The sequence below is a fragment of the Bacillus vallismortis genome (genome assembly GCF_004116955.1).
Taxonomy (GTDB): Bacteria; Bacillota; Bacilli; order Bacillales; family Bacillaceae; genus Bacillus; species Bacillus vallismortis.
This window is the reverse complement of record NZ_CP026362.1, coordinates 1,387,423-1,411,765: the sequence shown is the minus strand read 5'-3', so window position 1 is coordinate 1,411,765 and position 24,343 is coordinate 1,387,423. Positions and strand designations below refer to the sequence as shown.

Annotated in this window: 21 protein-coding genes, 7 pseudogenes and 1 riboswitch; of the genes and pseudogenes, 14 read left to right on the top strand and 14 right to left on the bottom strand. The window is 39.1% G+C overall.

Going from position 1 to position 24,343, the window contains the following annotated elements; all coding sequences use genetic code 11:
• Nucleotides 1–11 precede the first annotated feature (11 nt).
• Nucleotides 12–103, bottom strand: a riboswitch (SAM riboswitch).
• A 147-nt stretch (nucleotides 104–250) separates the two neighbouring features.
• From BV11031_RS07760 to BV11031_RS07745, 4 genes are all read left to right on the top strand, one after another.
• Nucleotides 251–2,293 carry a molybdopterin oxidoreductase family protein gene (locus BV11031_RS07760; RefSeq protein ID WP_010330605.1) on the top strand — a complete coding sequence of 681 codons (2,043 nt, stop codon included), beginning with the start codon at nucleotides 251–253 and terminating at the stop codon, nucleotides 2,291–2,293.
• 104 nt (nucleotides 2,294–2,397) lie between these two features.
• The gene (locus BV11031_RS07755; protein WP_010330604.1) at nucleotides 2,398–2,691 is read left to right on the top strand and encodes a hypothetical protein; all 294 of its coding nucleotides are present in this window, start codon (nucleotides 2,398–2,400) and stop codon (nucleotides 2,689–2,691) included.
• Between the two features lie 495 nt (nucleotides 2,692–3,186).
• Nucleotides 3,187–3,309, top strand: a complete 123-nt coding sequence (locus BV11031_RS07750) for a hypothetical protein (protein WP_010330603.1) — start codon at nucleotides 3,187–3,189, stop codon at nucleotides 3,307–3,309.
• Nucleotides 3,310–3,367: 58 nt separating this feature from the next.
• A complete protein-coding gene (locus tag BV11031_RS07745) occupies nucleotides 3,368–3,661 on the top strand; it encodes a YozQ family protein (RefSeq protein ID WP_010330602.1) in 294 nt (97 codons plus the stop codon).
• Between the two features lie 113 nt (nucleotides 3,662–3,774).
• Here the strand turns inward: BV11031_RS07745 and BV11031_RS07740 are convergent, their stop codons facing one another.
• Nucleotides 3,775–5,460, bottom strand: a complete 1,686-nt coding sequence (locus BV11031_RS07740; protein ID WP_010330601.1) for a methyl-accepting chemotaxis protein — start codon at nucleotides 5,458–5,460, stop codon at nucleotides 3,775–3,777.
• A 386-nt stretch (nucleotides 5,461–5,846) separates the two neighbouring features.
• On the opposite strand from BV11031_RS07740, the pseudogene BV11031_RS07735 reads away from it, so the two are divergent.
• Nucleotides 5,847–6,448 (top strand): annotated as a pseudogene (locus BV11031_RS07735) (4-hydroxyphenylacetate 3-hydroxylase C-terminal domain-containing protein); the annotation flags it as partial.
• Between the two features lie 45 nt (nucleotides 6,449–6,493).
• Here the strand turns inward: BV11031_RS07735 and exlX are convergent.
• Together exlX and BV11031_RS07725 are read right to left on the bottom strand one after the other, a co-directional pair.
• On the bottom strand, nucleotides 6,494–7,192 hold the full coding sequence (gene exlX, locus BV11031_RS07730) for an expansin ExlX (protein ID WP_010330599.1): 699 nt from the start codon (nucleotides 7,190–7,192) through the stop codon (nucleotides 6,494–6,496).
• 261 nt (nucleotides 7,193–7,453) lie between these two features.
• Nucleotides 7,454–8,131 (bottom strand): YoaK family protein, encoded by a 678-nt coding sequence (locus BV11031_RS07725; RefSeq protein WP_010330598.1) that lies wholly within the window; start codon nucleotides 8,129–8,131, stop codon nucleotides 7,454–7,456.
• Nucleotides 8,132–8,300: 169 nt separating this feature from the next.
• On the opposite strand from BV11031_RS07725, the gene BV11031_RS07720 reads away from it, so the two are divergent.
• Nucleotides 8,301–9,338 carry a polysaccharide lyase family 1 protein gene (locus BV11031_RS07720; protein ID WP_026014539.1) on the top strand — a complete coding sequence of 346 codons (1,038 nt, stop codon included), beginning with the start codon at nucleotides 8,301–8,303 and terminating at the stop codon, nucleotides 9,336–9,338.
• Nucleotides 9,339–10,047: 709 nt separating this feature from the next.
• Here the strand turns inward: BV11031_RS07720 and BV11031_RS07715 are convergent.
• Nucleotides 10,048–10,764: an NPP1 family protein gene (locus tag BV11031_RS07715; protein WP_129550717.1), complete on the bottom strand. Its 717-nt coding sequence runs from the start codon at nucleotides 10,762–10,764 to the stop codon at nucleotides 10,048–10,050.
• Nucleotides 10,765–10,997: 233 nt separating this feature from the next.
• Here BV11031_RS07715 and BV11031_RS07710 point away from each other — a divergent pair.
• Nucleotides 10,998–11,680: pseudogene (locus BV11031_RS07710) on the top strand (SOS response-associated peptidase).
• Nucleotides 11,681–11,966: 286 nt separating this feature from the next.
• Here BV11031_RS07710 and BV11031_RS07705 read toward each other — a convergent pair.
• Together BV11031_RS07705 and BV11031_RS07700 are read right to left on the bottom strand one after the other, a co-directional pair.
• Entirely contained in the window at nucleotides 11,967–12,464 is a 498-nt protein-coding gene (locus BV11031_RS07705; protein WP_010330594.1) for a DUF4944 domain-containing protein, read from the bottom strand.
• Nucleotides 12,465–12,638: 174 nt separating this feature from the next.
• Nucleotides 12,639–13,002: pseudogene (locus tag BV11031_RS07700) on the bottom strand (GNAT family N-acetyltransferase); the annotation flags it as partial.
• 335 nt (nucleotides 13,003–13,337) lie between these two features.
• On the opposite strand from BV11031_RS07700, the gene BV11031_RS07695 reads away from it, so the two are divergent.
• Nucleotides 13,338–13,700: a hypothetical protein gene (locus BV11031_RS07695; protein ID WP_010330592.1), complete on the top strand. Its 363-nt coding sequence runs from the start codon at nucleotides 13,338–13,340 to the stop codon at nucleotides 13,698–13,700.
• 89 nt (nucleotides 13,701–13,789) lie between these two features.
• Here the strand turns inward: BV11031_RS07695 and BV11031_RS22645 are convergent.
• The 3 genes and pseudogenes from BV11031_RS22645 to BV11031_RS07685 form a co-directional block, all read right to left on the bottom strand.
• Nucleotides 13,790–13,988: pseudogene (locus BV11031_RS22645) on the bottom strand (hypothetical protein); the annotation flags it as partial.
• A 137-nt stretch (nucleotides 13,989–14,125) separates the two neighbouring features.
• Nucleotides 14,126–14,620: a hypothetical protein gene (locus BV11031_RS07690; protein WP_010330590.1), complete on the bottom strand. Its 495-nt coding sequence runs from the start codon at nucleotides 14,618–14,620 to the stop codon at nucleotides 14,126–14,128.
• 1 nt (nucleotide 14,621) lies between these two features.
• Complete coding sequence (locus tag BV11031_RS07685) at nucleotides 14,622–15,584, bottom strand: VanW family protein (RefSeq protein WP_041952594.1); 963 nt, start codon at nucleotides 15,582–15,584, stop codon at nucleotides 14,622–14,624.
• A gap of 306 nt (nucleotides 15,585–15,890) precedes the next feature.
• Between BV11031_RS07685 and BV11031_RS07680 the strand changes: the two genes are divergently transcribed.
• The 3 genes from BV11031_RS07680 (at nucleotide 15,891) to BV11031_RS07670 (ending at nucleotide 17,536) form a co-directional block, all read left to right on the top strand.
• The gene (locus tag BV11031_RS07680; protein WP_010330588.1) at nucleotides 15,891–16,373 is read left to right on the top strand and encodes a DUF2975 domain-containing protein; all 483 of its coding nucleotides are present in this window, start codon (nucleotides 15,891–15,893) and stop codon (nucleotides 16,371–16,373) included.
• A 10-nt stretch (nucleotides 16,374–16,383) separates the two neighbouring features.
• Nucleotides 16,384–16,599 (top strand): helix-turn-helix domain-containing protein, encoded by a 216-nt coding sequence (locus tag BV11031_RS07675; protein WP_010330587.1) that lies wholly within the window; start codon nucleotides 16,384–16,386, stop codon nucleotides 16,597–16,599.
• A 133-nt stretch (nucleotides 16,600–16,732) separates the two neighbouring features.
• Nucleotides 16,733–17,536 carry a DUF817 domain-containing protein gene (locus BV11031_RS07670; protein WP_010330586.1) on the top strand — a complete coding sequence of 268 codons (804 nt, stop codon included), beginning with the start codon at nucleotides 16,733–16,735 and terminating at the stop codon, nucleotides 17,534–17,536.
• 80 nt (nucleotides 17,537–17,616) lie between these two features.
• Here the strand turns inward: BV11031_RS07670 and BV11031_RS07665 are convergent.
• Nucleotides 17,617–17,752 (bottom strand): annotated as a pseudogene (locus tag BV11031_RS07665) (hypothetical protein).
• 424 nt (nucleotides 17,753–18,176) lie between these two features.
• Nucleotides 18,177–18,506 (bottom strand): hypothetical protein, encoded by a 330-nt coding sequence (locus BV11031_RS07660; protein WP_041952601.1) that lies wholly within the window; start codon nucleotides 18,504–18,506, stop codon nucleotides 18,177–18,179.
• A gap of 201 nt (nucleotides 18,507–18,707) precedes the next feature.
• Between BV11031_RS07660 and BV11031_RS23345 the strand changes: the two genes are divergently transcribed.
• Nucleotides 18,708–18,938, top strand: a complete 231-nt coding sequence (locus tag BV11031_RS23345; RefSeq protein WP_010330582.1) for a hypothetical protein — start codon at nucleotides 18,708–18,710, stop codon at nucleotides 18,936–18,938.
• Nucleotides 18,939–18,972: 34 nt separating this feature from the next.
• Here the strand turns inward: BV11031_RS23345 and BV11031_RS22890 are convergent.
• The 3 genes and pseudogenes from BV11031_RS22890 to BV11031_RS07640 form a co-directional block, all read right to left on the bottom strand.
• Nucleotides 18,973–19,139 (bottom strand): annotated as a pseudogene (locus tag BV11031_RS22890) (UPF0715 family protein); the annotation flags it as partial.
• 713 nt (nucleotides 19,140–19,852) lie between these two features.
• Nucleotides 19,853–20,743 (bottom strand): CPBP family intramembrane glutamic endopeptidase, encoded by an 891-nt coding sequence (locus tag BV11031_RS07645; protein ID WP_129550716.1) that lies wholly within the window; start codon nucleotides 20,741–20,743, stop codon nucleotides 19,853–19,855.
• A gap of 194 nt (nucleotides 20,744–20,937) precedes the next feature.
• Nucleotides 20,938–21,567: a type 1 glutamine amidotransferase family protein gene (locus BV11031_RS07640; RefSeq protein WP_010330580.1), complete on the bottom strand. Its 630-nt coding sequence runs from the start codon at nucleotides 21,565–21,567 to the stop codon at nucleotides 20,938–20,940.
• Between the two features lie 289 nt (nucleotides 21,568–21,856).
• On the opposite strand from BV11031_RS07640, the gene bla reads away from it, so the two are divergent.
• The gene (gene bla, locus BV11031_RS07635) at nucleotides 21,857–22,780 is read left to right on the top strand and encodes a class A beta-lactamase (protein WP_082246383.1); all 924 of its coding nucleotides are present in this window, start codon (nucleotides 21,857–21,859) and stop codon (nucleotides 22,778–22,780) included.
• Between the two features lie 221 nt (nucleotides 22,781–23,001).
• A pseudogene (locus tag BV11031_RS07630) lies at nucleotides 23,002–23,741 on the top strand (class I SAM-dependent methyltransferase).
• The last annotated feature ends 602 nt before the right edge of the window (nucleotides 23,742–24,343 follow it).

Sequence of the window (24,343 nt, the reverse complement as noted above, 5' to 3'; positions counted from 1 at the left end):
TAAACCTTGCTTTCCTATCTTTCAAGCTGACGCTTGCTGGAATTGGCACAATAATGTTGCCGAGGTTTCATAGGGCCAGTCCCTCCACCTCTCTGGATAGAAAATGTTGAGTATGTAATTTTCAGAATAAAGAATACGTTTATCATAAAGAAGTCTCAGATTGTTGTCAATCTCTTTTTTCAGAATTGACGTTATCATCGGAAATGTTATAATTCTTACAAAATATTTAACTAGAGAGAGGTACTGGGCCATGAAATCATTTGCCACACAACAAAACGGCATTTTTAAATCGGTTTGCTCGCTGGACTGCCCGGATCAGTGCGGATTGCTAATACATAAAAAAGATGGAAAAATAGTGAAAGTGCAAGGTGATCCTGACCATCCTGTCACAGCCGGTAACATATGCAACAAAGTCCGAAACATGACGGAGCGCATCTATGATGAAAAGCGGCTGACGACACCGCTCAAAAGGACTGGCCCAAAAGGACAAGCGATATTTGAACCGATCTCTTGGGAAGAGGCGATCGATACCATCACCGCACGCTGGAAACAGCTGATTGATGAAGATGGCGCTGAAAGCATACTTCCATACAGTTTTTACGGAAATATGGGGAAATTAACAGCTGAAGGAGTGGACCGCCGCTTCTTTTATCGTCTGGGCTCAAGCCAGCTTGAACGGACAATTTGCAGCAAAGCGGGATCTGAGGGCTACAAATATACAATGGGCATTAGCGCAGGAACCGATCCTGAGGAAACCATTCATACAAAACTATTTATATTTTGGGGAATTAATGCGGTCAGCACAAATATGCACCAAATTACAATCGCTCAAAAAGCGCGAAAACAAGGTGCCAAAATTGTCGTCATTGATGTGCATAAAAACCAGACAGGGCGTCTCGCAGATTGGTTTATTCCCATAAAACCCGGAACCGACAGCGCACTTGCCCTAGGCATCATGCACATTTTATTTAAAGAGAATCTTCATGATGAAGCCTTTCTGTCTGAATACACAGTCGGCTATGAAGAGCTCCGTGAACACGTGAAACAGTATGATCCGGATAAGGTATCGCGGATCACCGGTGTCAGCACCGACGATATATACCAGCTGGCAAGAATGTACGGCGACACCTCCCCTTCTTTTATCAGAATCGGAAACGGGCTCCAGCATCATGATAACGGCGGGATGATCGTACGGACGATTGCCTGTCTTCCAGCCATCACCGGCCAATGGCTGCGCAAAGGAGGCGGCGCAATTAAGCATAACAGCGGAATTTTAGCATATAACACGAATGCCTTGCAGCGGCCTGACTTACTAAAGGGGCGCACACCAAGATCATTTAATATGAATCAGCTTGGCAAAGTGCTTTTGGAAACAGATCCGCCGATCCGTTCCCTTTTTATTTACGGGACGAACCCGGCCGTTGTCGCGCCAGAAGCGACCAAAGTCAGAAAGGGCTTGCTGCGGGAAGACCTGTTTACTGTTGTTCATGATTTGTTTTTAACAGAAACGGCTGCATATGCGGACATCGTACTGCCTGCGACATCCGCTTTTGAAAATACTGATTTTTATACCTCCTACTGGCACCATTATATTCAGCTTCAACAACCGGTGATTGAGAGATATGGAGAAAGCAAGTCTAACACCGAGGTGTTCCGATTACTGGCTGAAGCAATGGGCTTCACAGACCAGGGGCTCAAAGATTCTGATGAAGAATTAATCCGCCAGGCGCTTGACCATCCAGATAACCCGTATTTGGCGGAGATTGATTATGACTCACTAAGTACGCATTCCTTTATGAAAGCGAAACGCGAAAAACCGCTGTTTCCGGGTAAACTCCCGACTCCAAGCGGAAAAATAGAATTGTATTCACAAAAAATGAAGCAAGACGGTTTCCCTGCTCTTCCGGCACATACGCCTCTTGCAAACGATGACGACCTTCCGTTTATGTATGTTCCGGGGCCAAATCATAATTTCTTAAACTCAACATTTTCCAACAATCCGAAACACATCAAGCTTGAAAAAACGCCAAAACTCTTTATCAACACAATAGATGCTGAAGAATACGGAATCGTTGATGGAGACGCTGTACGAATTTGGAACAGCCGAGGAGAATGCGAGCTGGCCGCTGCAGTCGGAGAACAAGTGCTGCCGGGTGTTGTAGTCAGTCAAGGATTATGGGCCGATGAACCAGGGAAAAAACAGCTTGTAAACGCGCTCACTCCAGACCGCTTATCCGATATGGGCGGCGGCGCTACCTTTTTTTCAGGCCGGGTGCAGATCGAAAAGGCGTAAAAAGAAAACTGCCAGAGCACATTCTGGCGTTTTTTTGGTTAGAAAATGAAACTTGGAGCAGGCCAAGCTCGTATAACCTAACATCACAAAATGGAGGCATGCACATGGACGTTTTTTTAGGAATCGGTATTGCTTTGGCTGGATATTTTATCGGTGAAGGCGTAAAGCAAATGAATCATCCAAAAGCATATGAAAAAAGTGATACCTTGTTAATAAAAGAACGAGATATTCACTATTACATCGGATATTTTTTAGGAATAACGACAGCAGAGGCAAAACAATTAGCCGGGGAGATGAAAGACCTGCCTTACATTGAAATAAACGGAAAAAGGTATGTGCAAAAACATCTGTTAAAAGAATGGACATTCACATTAGTTGAGAAACATCTGGGTGAATAAAGCAAACTCCGAGAAGAGCGTATTCATTAGTGACGCTCTTCTTAGTGACTTTTCATTTACGTAAATTTGTAAAAACACATGGTGTTGCCGCAACACAAACGTTGTATTCCATTTTGTTTTCTGTCAAAATGTCCTAAACGGTATCTGTTTTGAGTTCCATAAGGCAGACAAACCCTTCAATCTGTTTGCGTTTTGAAACATAAATTCATTTTTTGTGCACTTTCCTTATTAAAGCATATCCCCTCTTCAGTTCCCTCCCTTTATGATAAGATCAATCGCTCTCATCTATACATACAGACTTTTCAAAATCTCAGCTCTATATACAGCCTCTTCAAATCCGTAATGTACGAACGAAAGTTTCAAAAATGTCGGTTTTCCTTATCAATTAATACGATCGGATTGCACAATTAACAAAATAATGCGAATGAATCCCTGCCTAACAGACAGAATAAGAAGAGTTGATATTCAACACTTTTCGTAAAGGGGTGACACCAATTGAGTAAAAAAGGAATTCAAAATTCAAGTATTGAGCAAATAAGAAATGACCATGAGACTGAAACAGCTTTCAAAGCAGATAACCCTAAAAAACATGATTCTGATCCTAAAAGAACGAAATAAGTTTTGCCTTATTCCCATATCTGACACAGTAAATTTCAATAGTCTGGAGTGAGTAAAAATGACTCGAAAAAATGGAGCAGACAGACCGGATGACTACAAAAGATTTTCTTCAATTGACAAGGAATACGATTTTCAGCAGTCTTTAAATGAAAATGGTCAGGCGGAACATACAAAGGCTGAAAATCAAACTCATAAGAAAGAAAACATAACTGACAACACGGATGTCGCTGGCAGATATTTCGAACCTTCTGATTATAAAGGAACGACGCAATTGGAAAAAGGATTGGCTGAAACTCATGAACAAGTCAGCGATGACTATTTTGAAGGGACTATTGATCAAAATTTTGATTAGTCATTCAACGGGGCTAACTTAAAAGAAGCAAGTTAGTTCCGTTTTTTTAGAAACAAACACTGCAAAGCAGGAAAAACCCCACCGGATTAGATGGGGTTAAAAATGCAGCCTTATTAATATTTAAAACGATTAATGACGGTTTGAAGTTCTTCCGCCAACTGGGATAGAGATTCTGCAGCATAGGAGATTTCCTCCATTGAATTGAGCTGTTCTTGTGATGATTTTGCCACGGCTTCTGTATGTGCTGATGTTTCTTTTGTGCCAGCGGCTAATGTATGTACTGTCTGCTGAATCACTTCAACGCCTGATGTAAGCTGCTGTGTTGCCGCTGCCACTTCTTGTATTTGAGAAGTGACCTGTTCCACAAGGTTCAGTATTTCATTAAAATTCCCTGTTGTCTCTTGAGAAAGCATAATACCCGAGCTCACATTTTCTTGAACAACCTTAATGTTATTCACCGTCTCAACTGATTCATTTTGGATAGTTGTTACCACTGATTGAATGTGTTTTGCAGATTTATTTGTTTCATCGGCCAATTTCCGAACTTCTTCTGCCACTACAGCAAATCCTTTCCCTTGCTCTCCTGCTCTAGCCGCCTCGATCGCGGCATTCAGCGCTAACAGATTTGTCTGCTCGGAAATATTTGTGATCAATGAAGAAATATCACTGATTTCCGCTGAGCTCGAAACCAATGCCTGCAAACCATTTCCGGCTGAATCCACAGATGTATCTATAAATTTCATCTGCTCTAACATTTTGTTGACGGATTTCGACCCTATTTCAGCTTTATCTCTCATTGAAGAAGAAAGATCCGCTATATTACCCGTATTTGAAGCAACGGATGAAATACTGTCTAATAATTCAGTAATGGATTCCGCACTTTTTTCTGTCATTGAGCTTTGTTTTGCATTACTGTCGGCAGCCATCTGCATGGCTCCGGAAATATGTTCAGAAGTTGATTTTGATTCCTCCGCGCTTGCCGATAATTCTTCAGAAGATGCGGCGACTTGCTCAGATGAACTGCTGATCTGCCTTACAATTTGAGTTAATGATTGGGTAAAAGAATTGAAAGATTGAGCAAGCTGTCCAAATTCGTCTTTATTTTTTACAATGACTTTTTTCGTTAAATCAGCGTCTCCGTGAGCAATTTCCTCAAGCTGCTTATTCAAGCTTCTCAATGGCACCATAATGGACTTTAACAGCAATAAACTTAAAACAATGCCTAATATGATTGATACCCCTGTAACAATGCTGATGAACCATTGACTCTTTTCCCCATTGTCTCGTATTTCTCCTTTTAGAGCCTCCACCTCTTGATCCAAGCGGTCAGACAGCTTATTGACAGCTGGATCTACAACTTCTTTTCTTAACGTTCTTTCTTCTCCAAAATGGATGGTTTCTGCTTTTTTAGGATCCGAATAGTAGGCTTTTACTACTTGCTGATTTAAAGCTCTATATTGAGTGAAACTTGACTTAATGTCTTCGATATTTGATTGATCATTCTCTTTATCAATCAAGTCATTGATCCGATCAAGGCTCTTTAAGACATCGTCTGCTTTTTCCTGCATTCCCTCGTCATATTCTTTGTCTCCGTTAATCAGAAAGCCTCTTTCATCATTTGATAAACCGGCCAAACGATATTGGATGTGTTTCATTTCTTTTTGGAATTCCATTTTGTCTTTAAGTTCTTCATTTTTTTTCACAGTAGAAGAAATCATAAAAACGGAGGCACCTCCAATTCCAAAGATTGAAATCACTAATATCGATATAATCCCCAGCAATTTTGTTTTCACATTCATATGTCGATTCCCTTTCTGCACGATGTAATAGTTGAAAAAATATGTTCAAGTGTTTCAGTCATCATTCGCTTAAACCCCTGTCACTAATATCGACATGTTTGATGAAGTTTATAGTGCTATCATCTCAGTGAAAAATCCAATTTTTCACACCTGCGGGCATGGCAAAAAAACGCGCAAGACACCTAGGTATTCAAATGGTTCCTTTTTCGCTGCTTCTATACTAAAAAAGGCTTTTCCTATCTGAAATTGGCTGAACAGGCTGTAATTTCAAAAATATAATGACAACACACAGCTATTTGAAGGAGCGAAACGTCAAATGGGGATCATCAATGGAAAAGAATTCATTGACCGATTGAATAAACTAGAAAACGAAATATGGTACGATCTTTCACGCCTTTACCTTTCATCAGGTCGCCATTAGGCAAATGATCAAAATAGAATTTCTATTAGGAGTCGCGCAGCTCTTGATCGACACGATTAATGTTTCTGAATATCAGCATATTCAAGAAAAACTCTCTGAAACCATTGTAGGATTGGAAAGCATGAAGGCACTCATTGACAAGTCAGAACATGATGCCCAGTTAGATGAATACGGTTATATGCGGCCCAGTTTGATTCCGCTGCAAGTCATCAGTACGATCATTCCTACTTTATATCCGCGGCTGACTGAAATCATTCAACGAATTGGCGCTAGCGGAATGGTGACGCTGCCGACAGAAAAAGGGTTTGATTCAGCGATCCGGGAAGATCTTGGTCAATACCTCCAAGCAACCAATACAAATGCTGAGAACGGGTTAGAATTTTTCGTTTGGCATGGGATTTAACCATGAGTTCATTCGGAACAAGACAAACTCACTACGAAAGATACTTTTATGGAGATCCTATACGGATTTCAAGCAGACTGTATAGCACGTATCCGAAGCAGGAGCAAGTAAACATGATTAAAGAATTTTTATATGCACATATTGATGATTCATACGATTCATAGGGAAAATAAAAAAACAGCGGGATAAGATCCGCTGTTTCGTGCTTTTTATTCAGGAAACTGTACATGGCCCGGCACTGTATATGCATTGGACGTTCCGCTTTCAGGCAGCTTCGGAATGGTGTCTTTCACGACTTTCCCGCGGATGTCAGTGATTCTGACTGTGAGAGAGCCTGTCCCTAGATTGGTGCTGACAAAATGGTTATAGTCCATTTTTTCCATGTTGATCCACTTTCCATCCTTAGCATATTCCATTTTCATAACCGGATACTTGTGATTTCTGACTTGGATTGCCGCCCACCACCTGCTGCTGCCTTCTTTAATCTTGTACGTGAAATGTCCTGTGATTGGAGCTTTGACAACACGCCATTTGATATTGATTTTTCCATCTTTCATATTGCCGATTTTACGGAAAGCATTAGGTGACAGGTCGAGAGCTCCCCGAGCGCCTTCAGGATACAGGTCGGTAACGTAGACAATGGTTTTTCCTTTTGGCCCTTCGACTTCCAAATACGAGCCTGCAAGTGCCGCTTTCACTCCCCCGTAGTTGAGGTCTGCCGGATTGATTGCAGCAATCTCCATATCAGAAGGAATGGGATCCAGCAGGAAAGCCCCTCCTGAATAACCCGATCCTGTATACGTTGCATACCCCTCATGCAGATCGTCATATGCTGCCGAAGCTTGCGGGGAAAAACAAATGAGCATCAATAAAACCACACCGACAATAGCACTGATATTCTTTTTCATGCATGTCCTCCTCAATCCAGGCTTTAAATGAGAATCATTATCATTTTAAAGCTCAATCATCTGGTTTGAAAGAGGAAATAGATTCATAGATTGTTTTAAGACAGATTCACTATCATTCATATATCAAAGGTAGGATGTTCCTGAAAAAACCATACAAATGAATGAGTGTGCATGCCAGTCGAATTTCATATTTTTATTTACTGTGCCGCATTCCTATAGCCCTTTGCGACATGAAACAAGCTGCTCATCTGGTAACTGCTTTTATTTTTTCCCGCTCAGTTTCAACTTAGCTGTCAGCATGATGCCAAATATCATCACGATCGGAACCCAAATGATGATGTGATAAAAATCAGGCTCAGCTAAAGCTACAATAATAGCCCCCACACAATATAAGATAATAGCCAGCGCTCGCAACACAGCGTCTCTTACAAAAGCCTTCTTCTGCTTCTTAAAAAACAAACGGCCGGACAAATCCTCTAAAAGAGAAGCCAGTGTTCCAGTCAACACAGTTGAAGAAATACCGGCGATTCCCAGCTTTTTAGCTGCGATGGTTTGAATCCCCATGGATATGCTCATGAGAATAATAAGGATGTATACAGGAACAAAAGCCGAATAAAAAGAAAGACAAGCAAAGATAAACAAAATGAATGCTTCAAGTGCCAGCGCTTTTGTCACCGCAGTAGGCCACAGGGTATTTTCTGCCTTTCCGACAATCAGTGTTGATATAATGACGCCACATATAAATCCGATTAGCGCAGTCAAAGAATGAAAAACTGTGACCTCAAGGGATTTGCCGATCGCCAACCCCAACAATACAATATTCCCAGTCATATTCGCTGTAAATACATGTCCCAGGCTTAAATACCCGATTACATCCACGATTCCAGCTGTTAAACATAAAAGTGAAAGCAAGGTGTTTCGATAAGCTGCTGCAGTCAACGGTGTATCAATCCCTTCTTCTATTTCAATTGAGAGTATGTTTTTAACGAAAAATCTGTTTATTTTTTCATAACCCGGCTTTAATTAGGAAGATAGAACCTATTATTCCATTCCATTACCTGTAATAATAATCTCCGCAAGGAAATTTAATTGAAAGGGGCAGATTATGCTGAAACGATTTTGTTTATGGTTCGCCGTGTTTAGTTTGTTTTTGGTTCTCTTGCCTGGAAAAGCATTTGGAGCTGTTGATTTTCCAAATACCTCGACGAATGGCCTTTTAGGATTTGCCGGAAATGCTAAAAATGAAAAAGGCATTTCTAAAGCAAGCACAACGGGCGGAAAAAACGGCCAAATTGTTTACATTCAAAGCGTTAATGATTTAAAAACCCATATAGGAGGTTCCACTCCGAAAATTTTAGTGCTTCAAAATGATCTTTCCGCATCTTCGAAGACAACAGTCACCATTGGCTCAAACAAAACACTCGTAGGCTCTTACGCGAAAAAAACGCTGAAGAACATTTATTTAACAACTTCATCTGCATCAGGAAACGTCATTTTTCAAAATCTGACATTCGAACACAGTCCGCAGATTAACGGAAATAACGATATCCAGCTTTATTTAGATTCTGGCATCAACTATTGGATTGACCACGTCACATTCTCAGGCCACAGTTACAGCGCAAGCGGAAGTGATTTGGACAAGCTCCTTTATATCGGAAAATCAGCGGATTATATCACGATCAGCAACTCAAAATTCGCGAATCATAAATATGGTCTAATTTTGGGATACCCAGATGATTCACAGCATCAATATGACGGCTATCCCCATATGACAATCGCCAACAATTATTTTGAGAACTTGTATGTAAGAGGCCCGGGCCTCATGAGATACGGATACTTTCATGTTAAAAACAATTACAGCAACAACTTTAACCAGGCAATTACTATTGCCACAAAAGCAAGAATATATTCCGAATATAATTACTTCGGGAAAGGCAGTGAAAAAGGCGGAATCCTAGATGACAAGGGCACTGGCTATTTCAAGGATATAGGCAGCTATCCGTCTCTAAACAAGCAAACCTCTCCGCTGACTTCATGGAATCCCGGCTCTAACTATAGCTACCGTGTCCAAACGCCGCAATATACAAAAGAATTTGTCACGAAATATGCCGGTTCACAAAGTACAACACTGGTATTTGGCTACTGACACAAAAGAGGCCTGCGTAAAAAACGCCGAGCCTCTTTTTTCGCTTATAGGGTATTTTCAAGCGGTTTTATTGCCTCCCTCAAGCTCAAGTCCAGGACCAGTCTAACCATTCTTGCCAAAAAGCTTATGTTCTTTTTCGCCACAACGTCCCAATCGATTTTTTATTATACCAGTTTATCGCAAGTAAATAGAATAAAAAGAATCGGCTCAAACAATGTTTTACTATCAATTCTTCTATTCACATGTGAATTCGTTTTTATAAACTAGACCGCCATCACTTTAATATGGTTTGTCCGGTATTGTAATTTGAGGCAACCGGCGCTAACAATGATACTAGATCAATAACACACTCTGGAGGTTAATAAAGGGCTGATACAAAAAAGCCTGTTTCTATCTGTAAATATTGCTGTTAGCATTTTCAACTAACATTGCCTTCGGAACTGCTCCAATTGTTCATTCTCCAGACACCAATTCATTAAAAAAAGGCCCAAGTTTTTAAACCGGCCTTTACATTTAACCCTTTTTTCGTGCGCGTACAGCTCTTTACATTGATAACCGCACTACCTTTAACGTTTACATCCTTACAATCCTCTCTTGTAGCTCTACATCATCAGCGCAGCGCTTCTGCTAATCAATATAAACTTTATGCATCTTGTCATGAACATGCTCAAAAAAATCTAATGTCAAATCCAGCATGCTACATTATGCATTATCTAAACCAGGCCTTTTCTAAATGATTCGTGAAATTAGGGTCATTAAAAGGGACATTCGCTTTACCGAAATCCGTTGTATTCAGAGCATTCCTCGCTGCCGGTGTTAAGTCTTCCCACCCGATTAATGGCTGAGTGCCCCCTACTTGATCACTAATATGCAACTCATGGTTTATGGGCCATGTGCTGTTGTACGCAATTAATGGATGTGTATCCTTCATATTTCTTTCATTTGGCTGAACATTCGTGAATTTCCCATGTCCGGAGTATGCAATGGATAAAACGTTTGCATTTTGGTTAGACGGATTGTCGACCCACACTACAATTCCTTCCCAGTCATGTCTATGACCCAGACCTGGTGAAGGCTCATCCTTTGGAAAATACCAAGCATACATAATTGCCCACACGCCATTGTACCAAGTTGAACGTGAATAAACTTGTCCGGTATGTTTGCTGCAATCTCCTTTAGACGATCCAGATGGCTGTAACCCGCCACTTGTATTGCCTTGTGCATCTACCGCCGGAAAGGGCACACAGCCGCTATAAACCTTCAAATACGGCTGAAACTTTTTTTCTGCCTTTTGAGAAATAGTAGTTGGGACAACTTCATTGAAACCTACGACTTTGTCATGATCAATGACAGCAGCATCAACTGTTGGAACCAAGCTGATAAAACAGAGAAATGACATCAAAACAGCAAACGAAGTTTTTTTCATTTCACTTTCCCCCTTATCGCATTCGTTATGTAAAATCCAAGCTGCAAAGTCATTATATAAATAGCGGAAACCCCATTCAATCAAATTTACAGAATCTTAAAAGCTATAAACAGAATCAATACAATGATCCATCAATCTTTACCTTCAAGTTAACCTGCAGAGCTCATTTCGTTTTTTGATTTTCATGGATCCAACCTGTACACTATTTAAAAATACAAAAAAGGATGATGGATATGTGCGGCCGGTTTACTTTGTTCTCTGCATTTGATGATATTATTGACCAGTTTGACAGCGATCAATTTTTCCCTAAAGCCGAATACCGTCTAAGCTATAATATTGCACCTTCACAAAACATCTTGGCAATCATCAGTGATGGATCAAATCAGCGCTTAGGCAAGCTTAGATGGGGTCTTATCCCTCCGTGGGCAAAGGATGAAAAGGTCGGTTATAAAATGATCAATGCTCGGGCTGAAACATTAACTGAGAAGCCGGCGTTTCGAAAACCGCTTGTCAGCAAACGCTGTATGATTCCGGCGGACAGTTTTTATGAATGGAAACGGCTTGATCCCAAAACCAAAATTCCGATCCGGATCAAATTGAAATCATCCGCTCTTTTTGCGTTTGCCGGGTTATATGAAGTGTGGAAAACACCTCAAGGGACTCCTCTTGGCACCTGCACAATCATAACAACTACACCTAATGAGTTCATGAAAGATATACACGACCGAATGCCGGTTATACTGACACATGGGGATGAAAAAGAGTGGCTGAATCCTTCACATACAGAACCTGCTCATCTGCAACCTTACTGAAGCCCTACGATGCTGATGACATGGAAGCATACCAGGTTTCGTCATTAGTAAACTCACCTAAAAACAATTCACCTGAGCTTCTTGATGCACAGAATGGAGGGTAGTCGGCTTACATATTATGTGAACAAGCTTTATTTTCTTAGTGCCTACCCACTAATTCATTGTGAAACTTTAGTACAAAGATCAATTAGTTAATTCAAATGAATTAACACAATAATATTATTATGTAAACTGTTAATAAGCAATGTAGATCCCTTTAGACAATAGGGTTTACATTGCTTATTAAAACTAAGTCCTTTGCAGAAAAGCAAAGTGTTTTGTAACAACTGGATTGAATTCAATCCTTAAACCATGAATGGGCTTTGAATCAGTCGCCTCCAGTGAAGACATTCAGTCAACTTTTGGCTCTCTTTTAATACATGTTTTCTTATATAATTTTATATCCTCTGTTTGTTTTTTGCCGCCTGTCTTCCACTCTACTTTAACTAATAGATCATGTCCTATTACTTCCTCTTCAGGCATAAAGTCAAAGGTAGCGATGTGGTCTGGCATTTGACCTCCCTCTGGCATTTCTTCACCTGTATACTCTGATAAATCATAATCTTCCCTGTCATCATACTTTTTGCCATCTATGTACAAGGTGATTTTTGAAACAACAGTCCTTTTTTCATCCTTCTTACTCCCCTGCCAATACAAATTTAGAAAGTAATTTGGTCCAATTGAGTTTTTGTCTGATTTTTCAATGTTGGAAAACCATAATCCGCTTTTTCCGCTGCCCTCATATTTCACTTTGTTCCCTGACATTATGACAAAGATTGATACGGTGAAGATCACCACAAATACAGCAATTATCAATAGCCATTTTTTCATGTTGTTCTTTTTTCTCATGTTTTTCCTCACTTCCCTTATTCTTTTAGTAGAGAAATGAGATCAAAATGTTACTAAAATGGCAATAAAAAAGAGCCAATGATCCTACTGATGGCTACTTTATCCTTTTTGAGCTTAGATTCAATCGTGATAAACACAAAAGTAGAACTTATATCATAATCTTTGTTTGTTTTAAGGAAGTTTTTTCTTCCCTGCGATATGGAAAATCCCATCCATCCCGCGAGTTTTCGCATCTTCCTATACATTTGTCCAACAATCGTTTCGCATGACCGTTATTTTTATATCTGCCAGATACCCACAGACAATTAATATACATAAAATTAGGCGCTTTAATAGGCACCCATGCATGATCTGCAGGTATGTATTCAATAAAGACTTTTGCCCGTTCGTTTAAACGATAGAACACCAACCCTTCATCCATTCGGGCTTTAAGCCACCTCTTCTTTTCATTGACGGCGCTATTATACTGTTTCGCACCTAATGCACAGCAAATATGGTTGTCATCAATATTGTCCTTTGTGATTTCAATGTAGCACATCACCTCTTCTTCCCTCCTTTAAAATCATTACATAACATTTCACTTCTATTTTGCTGGAACACTTACTATTCATGACTAATGAATGAATACCACTTCTTCTTTCTTCTATTTTGCCAATGACATAAAAAACCTTCTTCTATTCTTATTTTTTCTCCTCTTCGTATCTCTTAGGAAAGTTGAATTGCACTTTTCTTTGGATGATAAACAATTCGTAATATGGAAAAATAAAACAATTATATTATTATGATTTAAATGCAGTACTCTACATTTCTTTGTTCGAAGCACCATTTGCTACGGCGCATAAAAATATATAACAAGTAAAAGGGGAATGAAAATTGGTGAAAAAGTTATATTTATGTTTAATTTGCGGATTTAAAGGATTAGTTCAAAATCCTCTGTATAAAGGCGAGTATCAAAAAACGTTTGACATTTGTCCATGTTGTGATTTTGAGTTTGGCTACAGTGAGGATCATGATGTGAGATTAGGCTATATTGTAACGCCAGATTATTTAATTGAGGCTGCATTTCAATTGTATCGCAAACAGTGGATTGAATCCGGGATGAAAACTTCTCACCCTGAAGTTATTCCAGATGAATTCAAAAATGGTGATTGCTTAAAATTTGACGTTTTGTTGAAACAATTGAAAAGCCTAAATCTCGACATAGAAAATTTTGAAATCAATGGCTTTCATGATTAACTGGTGCTATTGAAGGCATGCCAGTCTGCTCTGTACAACTTCAAACCAAAACGCGCAGAAAGTGATTCAACTGCTGTTTATTTCTTACTTTCTCTATTGGTATTCAATAAAGACTTTGTGATTATCAACAAACATTTCACTTCCATCGGATAAATGTATCCAAAATGCCTCCTCTGGTTCTTCTCTGTAGTCAAAGATGGCAGTAACTTTGACGTTCGACTCTTCTTTGATTGGTTTTCCGACTGTGATTTTCGTTTTTTCCTCAGGCAAAGTAATGGATCTAATCATCAAATCATCCCATCTTTTTTTGTTACTCTCTCCTTTCTTCCTCACCAGGAGCTTCATCCTGATTAATATTCTCTCTATATAAAGTTAAAAACACTATTTCATTGACTGGCAAATTTTAAAACAAGCTGCTTATACGCCTAATGTCCGCCGTCTTCAGTGAATGTAAAGCTCTGTTTTAAATGGCGCCCTTCCTGCCCTTTTTGCGTCCAAATAATCACCACTTCTAACTCTGAAGCCTTATTTGCCAGCATAAAATGATTAAACCTCAACGGCGAGCCATCGTTTAAACTTTGAGCTAACGTTTTAGCCTCTTCTATTTGATTTATACCATTTTCATTAGGGCATCCAAAAAGCGAAAACCTTGTGATTGAGTCAGGATCATTTCGATACAATTGCACATCCACCGTAGCCGCTTCCTTCCCTATGTTTTTGACTTCCAAGGAATATACATGATATACCCCTTTCTTAGGACGCGCTAATCCCTTTACATTTTTTGCTTCACTTACTTGTACTGACCACTGTTCTGTTTTTTGTGTAATGGGTAACACAGAAAAAGTCAGGGCGTATGTTTTTGGTTGAGCAAAATGAAATGAAAATAATAAAACACATAAGAAAAATAATACGTTCTTCACTTCATTTATCCCTTCTTTCTTTTTTAGTTGGTTCTCCAATAAAGGCATCCAATTGCCGCTCAACATTTATTTCTTTCGGTATTTGAGATGGTGCATTAGGAACGTTTCTCAGTTTGTTATTGATCATATCAGAAGAGTAAAGCGTAACAACCATACTTCCCCCACGCCGTTTGGCCCGAATGAGTATTGGCTGGTTATATTGGTTTTGAAAGAGAAAGTCAGGACCTCCCCAGCTTACTGTCGCATCGCGTCCAGGCGGAACATATGGCACGCTTCTTGTATGAGAATAACGCTGAACGATTCGCAGTCCCGCGCGATCGACTGCATTATATAGTGTTGATGATACCTGGCAAATCCCTCCGCCTACACCTTCAGACAACTCACCTTTAACAATAATGGGTGCACTTTTATATCCTTTATCTCTAGTCCTCATCCCAACAACTTGATTAAATGAAAACGTTTCATTAGGGAAAACAACATGATTGTCAATCGCTCTTGCAGAAAGGGAAATATTGTGTGAGCGGCTTTTATTATTCGCATTAAAATACGTTACGTAATGGCCAAGCTGATGTGTACTGATGTGAGCAAGCAGTTCGCTGTCAACTTTCGGATAAATGTTTATTTCCGGCACTTCTACCTTGGAGGGGCCTTGGCCATAGACAAATGCATAAAACGTTTCCCTAAACGCCTGTTGATAAAGTCTGTACCCAACCCTGCCCGGGACGATGCTTCCCTGATCGTTAAGCACAGCGTTTATCGGCTCACGATAAATGTGCTTATTGAGCTGTTTGATGAATTCACGGTACTTTTCATGGTCAATTATCGGGGTACCGGGAAGAGGCAATGTAAAGCTATCACGGGTAACAGTAGCTATCGTACGCCCTTGCTGTGTCACCGATAAGCTGTCAGTCGGCTCGCTTGGTTGAGCCAATAATAAAAGACCAGTGATCCACATTAGTATCATAAGCCGGTTTACCTCCTGATCATTAGTATGAACACCAGCTTATCCTTTGATGTATTTCTTCCTATCGTTGTTACACTATTTTTCAGCCATAATAAATCCCTAAAAGGAAATCCATATCTTTTATTGTTCTCCGAGCTGCCTGAAGCACACAGTGTCATTCGTTGCTTATAATCGACTTTTGGCTTATCTAAAATGAAAAATCTCCATATAACGATAATAAGATAATCAATTTCAATACTTTTTTATTGTAAAACGATAAATATCGTGTTACATTCAGGATGACAACAAATCGGTGAGGTGCTTTTTATGAATCAAGTCTCAACACTATTTCTAAAGATTGCTGTTATTCTTATTGGCATTCCAATTCTTGCTTTGTGCATATTTGTGGTGCCTAAGATAGCCAATTATGCAGCAGAATTATTACCAAATATAGCTTATATAAAATATCTTGTTTTCGTCTTTTTGTATGTAGCGGCGATACCTTTTTACTTTGCACTTTATCAAGCGTTCAAACTTTTAAGCTATATTGACCAGAACAAAGCTTTCTCCAACATTTCTGTAAGAGCTCTAAAAAATATTAAATACTGTGCGGTCACTATCAGTCTCTTGTTTGCGGCAGGCATGCCATTTTTTTATCTGATCGCCGAGATAGACGATGCCCCGGGTATCATAGTCATCGGCTTGGTCATTATTTTTGCTTCAATGGTGATCGCGGTCTTTGCTGCTGTTCTTCAAAAACTGTTAAAAGAAGCGATTGATATAAAATCAGAAAATGATTTAACGGTCTGAGGTGATAAACATGTCGATTATTATCAATATTGATGTGATGCTTGCTAAAAGGAAAATGAGCGTAACAGAACTTTCGGAGAGAGTCGGCATCACGATGGCTAATCTCTCCATCTTGAAAAACGGTAAAGCGAAGGCCATTCGATTATCAACCTTAGAAGCAATTTGTAAGGCTTTAGAATGCCAGCCCGGAGATATTTTGGAATATCGAAGCGAGGAAGACACATAAAAAGAACGCTTTTTCATAAAAAAATAAAGTGATGTGGCGGTGATCCTATGGATGCAACCTTATGTCCATTTAGCGTCTATTTTAAGCGTGCCCTACAGATATCCAGAAAAAACCTTAGGGGGAATCACACATCATGAGAGCCTTCAAACAACTCGTTCGTTTTGGTTGGGAACAGGCTCTTTCATGTTTGTTTCCTGTCGTCATTTTTGCCTCTTTGGCTGTTACACAAATCATCCCGCTTCCCTTCTTGCCAAGGTATGACTGGCTGCTTATTATCTGTGTTCTCATGCAGGGGCTGATAGTGCGTTCCGGGCTTGAAACAAGAGATGAATTAAAAGTGATCACTTTGTTCCACCTTATTGGGCTTGCTCTTGAACTTTTCAAAGTCCATATGGGCTCATGGGCTTATCCAGAAGAAGGATATTCCAAAATATTCGGGGTGCCTTTATATAGCGGCTTCATGTACGCAAGTGTAGCCAGCTATCTCTGTCAGGCGTGGAGAAGGCTTAAGGTTGAATTGGTGAAGTGGCCGCCGTTTTTTGCAGTTGTCCCGCTTGCTGCTGCGATTTATTTGAATTTTTTTACCCATCATTATTCGATTGACATTCGCTGGTGGTTATCTGGACTTGTCATCATTGTCTTTTGGCAAACTTGGGTCATATACGAGGTGAATGGAACTCATTACCGTATGCCGCTTGCACTCTCTTTTGTGCTTATCGGATTTTTTATATGGATAGCGGAAAATATCGCAACTTTTTTTGGGGCTTGGACATATCCAAACCAAAGCGAGGCATGGAGTCTTGTTCACCTAGGAAAGGTGAGTTCATGGCTTTTGTTAGTGATTGTTAGCTTTCTTATCGTAGCGACGCTAAAACAAGTTAAGGAACGGACTCCTCCAAAGGACGTCCTTTCTCCTAACATGCAAAGGACCCAATAAAAACAAAAAGCAACGTTCGAATCGTTGCTTTTTTTGCTATGTACACTTCCGGTAAGTCATTCAGCTTTTCTAGTATGATGTTAAAAATCCTTATAAACGGATTGAAAGAAAAACATCAAAATAATGATTGCTGCTGCCATTTTCTTTTTCTCGTTCTGTCTTCTCCCTAATTTGATCTCTATATTTTCTTTGAATGTCATCTTTTTTATGATCCATGTTACTCGATCCCTTTTAAAGTCAAGCAATACTGAATGATTCTCATTTCATGCCTTTGTGTCAATTTAACCTCTTGCTCATCATGAAGAAATGGCTTTTATAGCCTGTTTTCTTTTTCAGCTTTGTCAGTAAAATATGAGAAGTACATGAAACTTATGAACCCAGCAACTCCTATGATTGTCCATACGATATAAGCCCAAGCAGGTAAATCCATACATTTCTCCTCCTCATTTTTCTTCATTTATTTTTGAGAAAGATAATTAAAATTGCTGTTTTTCATGTTATGTAGTTTTGTGTCTTTATTTACCTCTCGCACATAGGTGGTAATAAAATCCACAATAGGTGTCATATCAAAAGGAAAATCAAAGTCCAGCAGCACTCTTCAAATGATGATTTCGCAATCTCTAACAAAAAAACAGTTTATTCAGAGCTGCTCATTCGTGTTTTCTTCTTTTACCTTCTCGTTTAACTTGAAGCCAATCAAGATATTGATAAGCGCAGCTGGAATATATAAAATTCCTGCACCTATTATTCCTAACGAAGTACTTACATTAACGATAAATGACTGCACTTCTATATTTCTCGACTTTAGACTTAATAACATAAGAATTCCTGCGACAATCCCAATAAACCGAGAAATACCCGAAAGGAAAAAACCGGTTAATACTCCAAAAAATTGTCCTATGGCTGATAACAGGATTCCTAGAATGCTAGAAATCACGACTAGTTTTTTTATACCCTTCCCCCCTTTCATTGCCACAATTGAATTTCCCTTACTTCAATGTCACTTGTTAAAAAAGCTCTGAAAGAAATGATGAACGCTTGCGTGTGAAAAACAGCATTTTTCATTCGTTTTGTTAACATGCTTCTTTTATCTTACTCCCTTAGTCTCTCCAAGGACAGCGCATAACGTGTTAAGCTTTTAAATAAAAAAACTTTTTCAAGGAGTGGTTCTTTGCTGAAAGCTTCAAAGTTGTTCATTTCATGTGTGGCTTTAATACTGTGCGTGTATTCATTATATAATCAAAGTGATTTCCTTTTAACCTCTCTCCAAGTGCTAGTTGCACTTCTGTTTGTTTTAATGGGGGTGGAGGCCCTTTTAAAAAAACAAACAAGGTCTGCGTATATCATGTTCGGATCAGCGGCTTTTATACTTGTTATAAACGCAGTTAAATACATGATCTAGCCTAATTGTTCTAATTTCACTAAAATCTCAATCACAAGTAAGTGATGAAAGCGTAAAAAACAATGAAGTCAATAGTGTAACCTGATTGCCCATAAAATTGGAATAAACAAACATATACAGACCAAAGTTCAGACCGTATGAAATACTCGAAAACGCAAGAGAATGAACATAACTTTTCAACTTCTTTTGATAATGGCTCAAGTGAGCATCTCCGCATTTTCAAATCATGGGTTACGTTGTTATGTTCCGCTCAGGTAAACTCATCGTAATGCTATAGTGTGCTGGTTTTATTTGTTTTTATCTTTTGGAAACGGTATTATCATAGGAATGAATAACGCCCATAACGGAAGTGCGCTCTTGGTAACGATAATACCTACTGAAGCAGCCAAAGCAGTCGATATCCATATGACTGCATAAGTCGTGGTTGGTTTCAATGTAATCCCCCTGATTTTATTTCTCGAAGTGTGCAAGAGACTTCCAATACTTGTCACATCAGTATACCATTTTCACTTTGAGTGATCGATAGATTATGACCTTTTTAAAAGACTAGCAATTTATGCAGTTCAATGTGCAGATATGACAGATTTTAATCAAAATCATTTGAAGCTACATGATTGGTAAGTAAAACATGTACTTTATAGATAGAATGATGATTCCGACAATTATGACGATCCTATCGTTTTATACTTCATTAATATGAAATATGACATATCTGACAACTTCAGCTACAAGAAGATATATCATGTACCTCGCATAAATAAATACATCTTCATCCGCATTTTTTTATTTTTTGAACACCCATGCGAATAAACCTAATACAGTTAACACTGAGAAGATTTCAACAATTATTAAAATAGACATCTTTGCTCCTTTCCATTTACCTCGACACTTTCCATTTGTGTATAAACCAGTCGTTAAACATCATGCCCGATTCTCTTCTTCTTACGTCTCCACCTTGCTATTACTGCTGGCATTAATAGTAGAGTACCAACAAAAAGCAACATAAAAAAGATTACAAACAGCGTTCCTGTACCCGGCACGATTTCTTCATAGGTAATAAAGCGTTTATCCCCCTGCACGACGAAAAAACGAGAATTTTCGAGAAAAGCCAGATGAAAGGCGATAGATGTCCATAAGCTTCCTGTTACAATACGCAGAAGTTGAAGAATGAAACCAAAAGATAACAATAAAACGATGTAACCTAATGTGATAGCTGGTGATTCGATTCCTGCTATATACTGCAAACCACATACAGCTATTGGTGCAAGCACAAATAGGATCGGCTGCAGAAGTAAGGCTATAAAACAGTTAAATCGCCCGTTTAGAGCATTGTACATCGTCCCGCGAAACGTTAACTCCTCTGGAAAAGCTTCATAAAAGAATGCGATGATCATATTTAAGAGCAATACTGTAACCAAATGTCCGGAGAAGTGAAATTGTGTAATGGTTATCAAGCCTAATAAATGGGCGATAGTAAACCCAGTTCCAGAAAGAAAAATCACATACAGTGCTCCCATAATGGCTTTCGGAATGGCTTGCCGCCAGCCAGACAATCCGATAGAGCAGAATGGTCTACTGGACGTCCGCTTAAGAAGAATATAAAGCAGCGGAACAGTAATGAACGTCACTAAGCCTGCCTGAATACCTTGCTGCAAGAGCTTGGAAGCTCCTGCTTGGCGTGCCATTGAACCGACAAAAGTAGCAAAAAACAACGCAAAAACGAACGTTCCCCAGCTGAAAAAAATAGCCCCCAGCCATTTAAGATGATTGGTTTGTTTTCCGTTTTGAATTTGATGAAATTGCATTTTCATCCCCCTTTCACAGCATGTACAGCGTCAAACAAGAAAGCTAAATAAGCGTCGATTATTAGCTTTCTTATTACAATACGTTCCAAATGCTGTTATTGTTTCAAATTTTTGAATCACCCTGCTTGCATTGTATCGCTTTCTTTCATCATAAAAAAATGCCCCATCATTTCTGGGGCATGGCACTGATTCTATCAATTTATTGTATTCATTAGCTCGAAGAAGTATTCAGGTTTTTGGGTCTTGTTTAACTCATACCATGAATGCAATGTTTCTGGTGCACACACATCTAATGTTTTCAGTACTTCCATCGCAAATTCAAGGGGAGCAATTCCTGATGCGGTTACCAAATTCTCATTAGATACTGCAGGCCCCATCTCATAAAATGGTTCTCCTTTATAGTGAGGACAGACCATTTTCAAATAAGCTAAGTCATTGCTTGTGTGCTTTCTGGTATCTAAGTATCCATAATGCGCGAGGCCCTCGGTTGCACCGCAAATCGCAGCAACAATCGTGCCAAGCTTTAAAGCTTCGCCAACTTTTTTCAAAATCGGTTGATGAATATCTTCTCCCCAAGTATTCCCTCCGGGTAAAATCACAAGATCCTCACTCTCAAACGTACACTCATCAAGGGTAAAATCTGGTTTTATGCTTAGCCCTCCCATCGTCTTTATTACTTCTTTATGAGCTCCTACTGTAACTACTTTTAAAGGTGCTACATCTTTTTTAAAATATCTCCCTGAGTTTAGTTCAGCAATTAAATAGCCATATTCCCAGTCTGACATGGTATGAAATACATAAAGATACACTTTTTTTGTTTGCATTGATTACGCTCCCATTAGGATGGCTTCACGCCATGCTTTTAATTAGGAACACTGATAAAATCTCATGCCAGCTGCACTATGATATTTACCATAATCACCTTTAAAATGGGTGTTTATCTATTTTTCTTCCCTTTCCCTCATGGCCCTATTCACTTACTATATGAAAAATCAAAAAACGAGATGAATGAATGGGTTTAGTTTAAACTTTCATTGGAAATATATCGATTTTACTCCTATTTTTGTGTTATTAATAGAAGGTGAATACATCATCAATTGAATGAGGAGGTCGATTCATTTGAAAAATAAAGCGCCATTAAAACTTGGAATCTGTATTGGACTTTTATGTTTAAGCCTTACTGGTTTCAAACCCTTTGATGCATCAACGCATGCTGAAGCAAAAGCCATAGGAGACACAAAAGTGACAAGCTGTATAACGGATGAAAAATTTGTTCAACTTGAGAAGAAATTTGATGCGAAACTGGGCGTTTATGCAATTGACACAGGTACAAACAAGACGATTTCCTATCGGTCCAATGAACGATTTGCATACGCATCAACCTATAAAGTTCTCGCCGCAGCTGCTGTCCTGAAGAAAAACACAATTGAAAAACTTAATGAAGTCATTCACTACAGCAAAGACGATCTTGTTACGTATTCTCCAATCACAGAAAAACATGTGGATACAGGGATGAGCTTGAAGGAAATCGCTGAGGCTGCTATCCGTTACAGCGACAATACTGCTGGGAACATATTGCTTCAACAGCTTGGCGGCCCTAAAGGTTTCGAAAAATCACTGAAACAGATTGGGGATCATGTAACCAAGGCAAATCGTTTCGAGACGGATCTAAACTCTGCCATTCCTGGGGATATTCGAGACACAAGCACCGCCAAAGCACTAGCAACAGACCTTAAAGCTTTCACTGTTGACAACAACCTTACACCTGACAAGCGCACGATCTTAACTGACTGGATGCGGGGGAACGCTACTGGTGACGAACTGATTCGGGCGGGTGCTCCTATAGGATGGGAAGTCGGCGATAAGTCTGGAGCCGGAAGTTACGGAACACGAAATGACATTGCTATCGTTTGGCCGCCTCATAGAGCTCCTATTGTTGTGGCAATCTTATCAAACCGGTTTACGGAAGATGCTCATTATGATAATGCTCTTATCGCTGAGGCTGCAAAAGTCGTTCTTAACAATTTCAAATCATGATATAAATCAAGATTGTCAGTGAAACACATGATTGATCCACCTTATAGCTTTCTCATTTTTTTAATACCACACCGTTCTTCTTTTTCATGAACGGTGTATTTCATTTTTTTAGCGTTTATCCCTGATTTCAGTAAACATCGTCATTACTTAGTTTAGGTAAGCCAGCATCTGAAAAAAAAAGCAAATTGTTTAATTTCTAATGTGAAAGGCGGAGAGGAAAAATGAATCAAATTGATTTTTATGATAAGGTTGGAAAAGTAAACGGCTGGAATTTCAGTGAATTTAAGTGTGAATCTGAAGGGGTTAAGTGGAATTTTTACGAAGAAGTACAAGCAAGATGTAATCACTCAGATATACTTTTGGATATAGGTACTGGCGGAGGGGAAAACGCATTAAAAATTGCATCTTCATTATGTCTCTTAATTGGAATAGACCTTTCTCGCGGGATGGTGGAAACGGCAAAATCCAACCTTAACCATTCGGGTCTCTCAAACGTTCGATTTCTCCAAATGTCCTCTGAAAATTTACAATTCCCTGCTGAATTCTTTGATTTGGTGTCAAATCAACATGCCCCGTTCAACCCTAAAGAAGTTGCTAACGTATTGAAAAAGGGCGGGACGTTTTTAACACAACAAGTTAGTGAAGGTGACAAACTGAATGTAAAAAAACATTCGGTCGAGGGCAGTCATTTGCAGAAAAAGATGGGACATTAAAAGAGCGATATATCCAAGAACTAAAAGATGCTGGATTTTCATATATCCAAGTACATGATTATGACGCTATTGAATATTATCAAAGACCCGAAGACCTAATTTTCCTGCTCAAACATACTCCTATCATCCCTGATTTTGGTCAGGAACGGAGTGACCTTCATATTTTGAACAACTTCATTGAAACCAATCAAACTGAAAAAGGAATTTGCACAAATGCTAAAAGATTCATGATTGCAGCCCATTTATAATTTCTTTTCATGTGCGTTTCTGTATAAACAGGGACGCTTTTTTATTATTCAAACGTAATGGATACTAGAATCATATTAGTCATCCAACCGGAAAGCGCTCAAATTGTTTGCTAGTGATTTAAGGAGGTATTCCTCCCTTCTCCCCTAAAGGACAGATTAAATCAGAAGGCATTCAGTAATACCTAGTGGAAGCTTCTTGGTTAATACATAGATGTTCTCAGCGCAACTCGTTGGGATCTAATGAAAAACACGTTTTTAAATACGTGTAGAAAGTTCGTTACCACAAATGCAAAGCAAGAAACGAAAGCGCCCATGCAAATATGCCGAACATGACAAAGAACCTAAGAAAAGTTTCATATTTTGTAAGCTTTCGTTCTCTTTTTGTTGTACCTAATCTCCAATAAAGGGCGTAGCCGGAGAACAATAAAATTAATTGTCCCAGTTGTGACACGGACTCAAAAAATTCTATCCCATTCATTGCTTTCACCTCTTCCTTTATTATCGCAGACGGAAAAACCGTTTCCAACAGTTTTATAAAATTAAACAATTGATCCTTCGCTTCGAAGTTTTACATTTCCTTAAGGGTTGCTTTGTTCACCTAA

Coding starts and splice junctions, on each gene's coding strand:
- BV11031_RS07680 (WP_010330588.1), top strand. CDS start 15,891: ATGAATCAAGTCTCAACACTATTTCTAAAGATTGCTGTTATTCTTATT.
- BV11031_RS07675 (WP_010330587.1), top strand. CDS start 16,384: ATGTCGATTATTATCAATATTGATGTGATGCTTGCTAAAAGGAAAATG.
- BV11031_RS07660 (WP_041952601.1), bottom strand. CDS start 18,506: ATGAAAGGGGGGAAGGGTATAAAAAAACTAGTCGTGATTTCTAGCATT.
- BV11031_RS07705 (WP_010330594.1), bottom strand. CDS start 12,464: ATGAGAAAAAAGAACAACATGAAAAAATGGCTATTGATAATTGCTGTA.
- BV11031_RS07740 (WP_010330601.1), bottom strand. CDS start 5,460: ATGAATGTGAAAACAAAATTGCTGGGGATTATATCGATATTAGTGATT.
- BV11031_RS07645 (WP_129550716.1), bottom strand. CDS start 20,743: ATGCAATTTCATCAAATTCAAAACGGAAAACAAACCAATCATCTTAAA.
- BV11031_RS07640 (WP_010330580.1), bottom strand. CDS start 21,567: ATGCAAACAAAAAAAGTGTATCTTTATGTATTTCATACCATGTCAGAC.
- BV11031_RS07670 (WP_010330586.1), top strand. CDS start 16,733: ATGAGAGCCTTCAAACAACTCGTTCGTTTTGGTTGGGAACAGGCTCTT.
- exlX (WP_010330599.1), bottom strand. CDS start 7,192: ATGAAAAAGAATATCAGTGCTATTGTCGGTGTGGTTTTATTGATGCTC.
- BV11031_RS07685 (WP_041952594.1), bottom strand. CDS start 15,584: ATGATACTAATGTGGATCACTGGTCTTTTATTATTGGCTCAACCAAGC.
- BV11031_RS07755 (WP_010330604.1), top strand. CDS start 2,398: ATGGACGTTTTTTTAGGAATCGGTATTGCTTTGGCTGGATATTTTATC.
- BV11031_RS07715 (WP_129550717.1), bottom strand. CDS start 10,764: ATGAAAAAAACTTCGTTTGCTGTTTTGATGTCATTTCTCTGTTTTATC.
- BV11031_RS07745 (WP_010330602.1), top strand. CDS start 3,368: ATGACTCGAAAAAATGGAGCAGACAGACCGGATGACTACAAAAGATTT.
- BV11031_RS07760 (WP_010330605.1), top strand. CDS start 251: ATGAAATCATTTGCCACACAACAAAACGGCATTTTTAAATCGGTTTGC.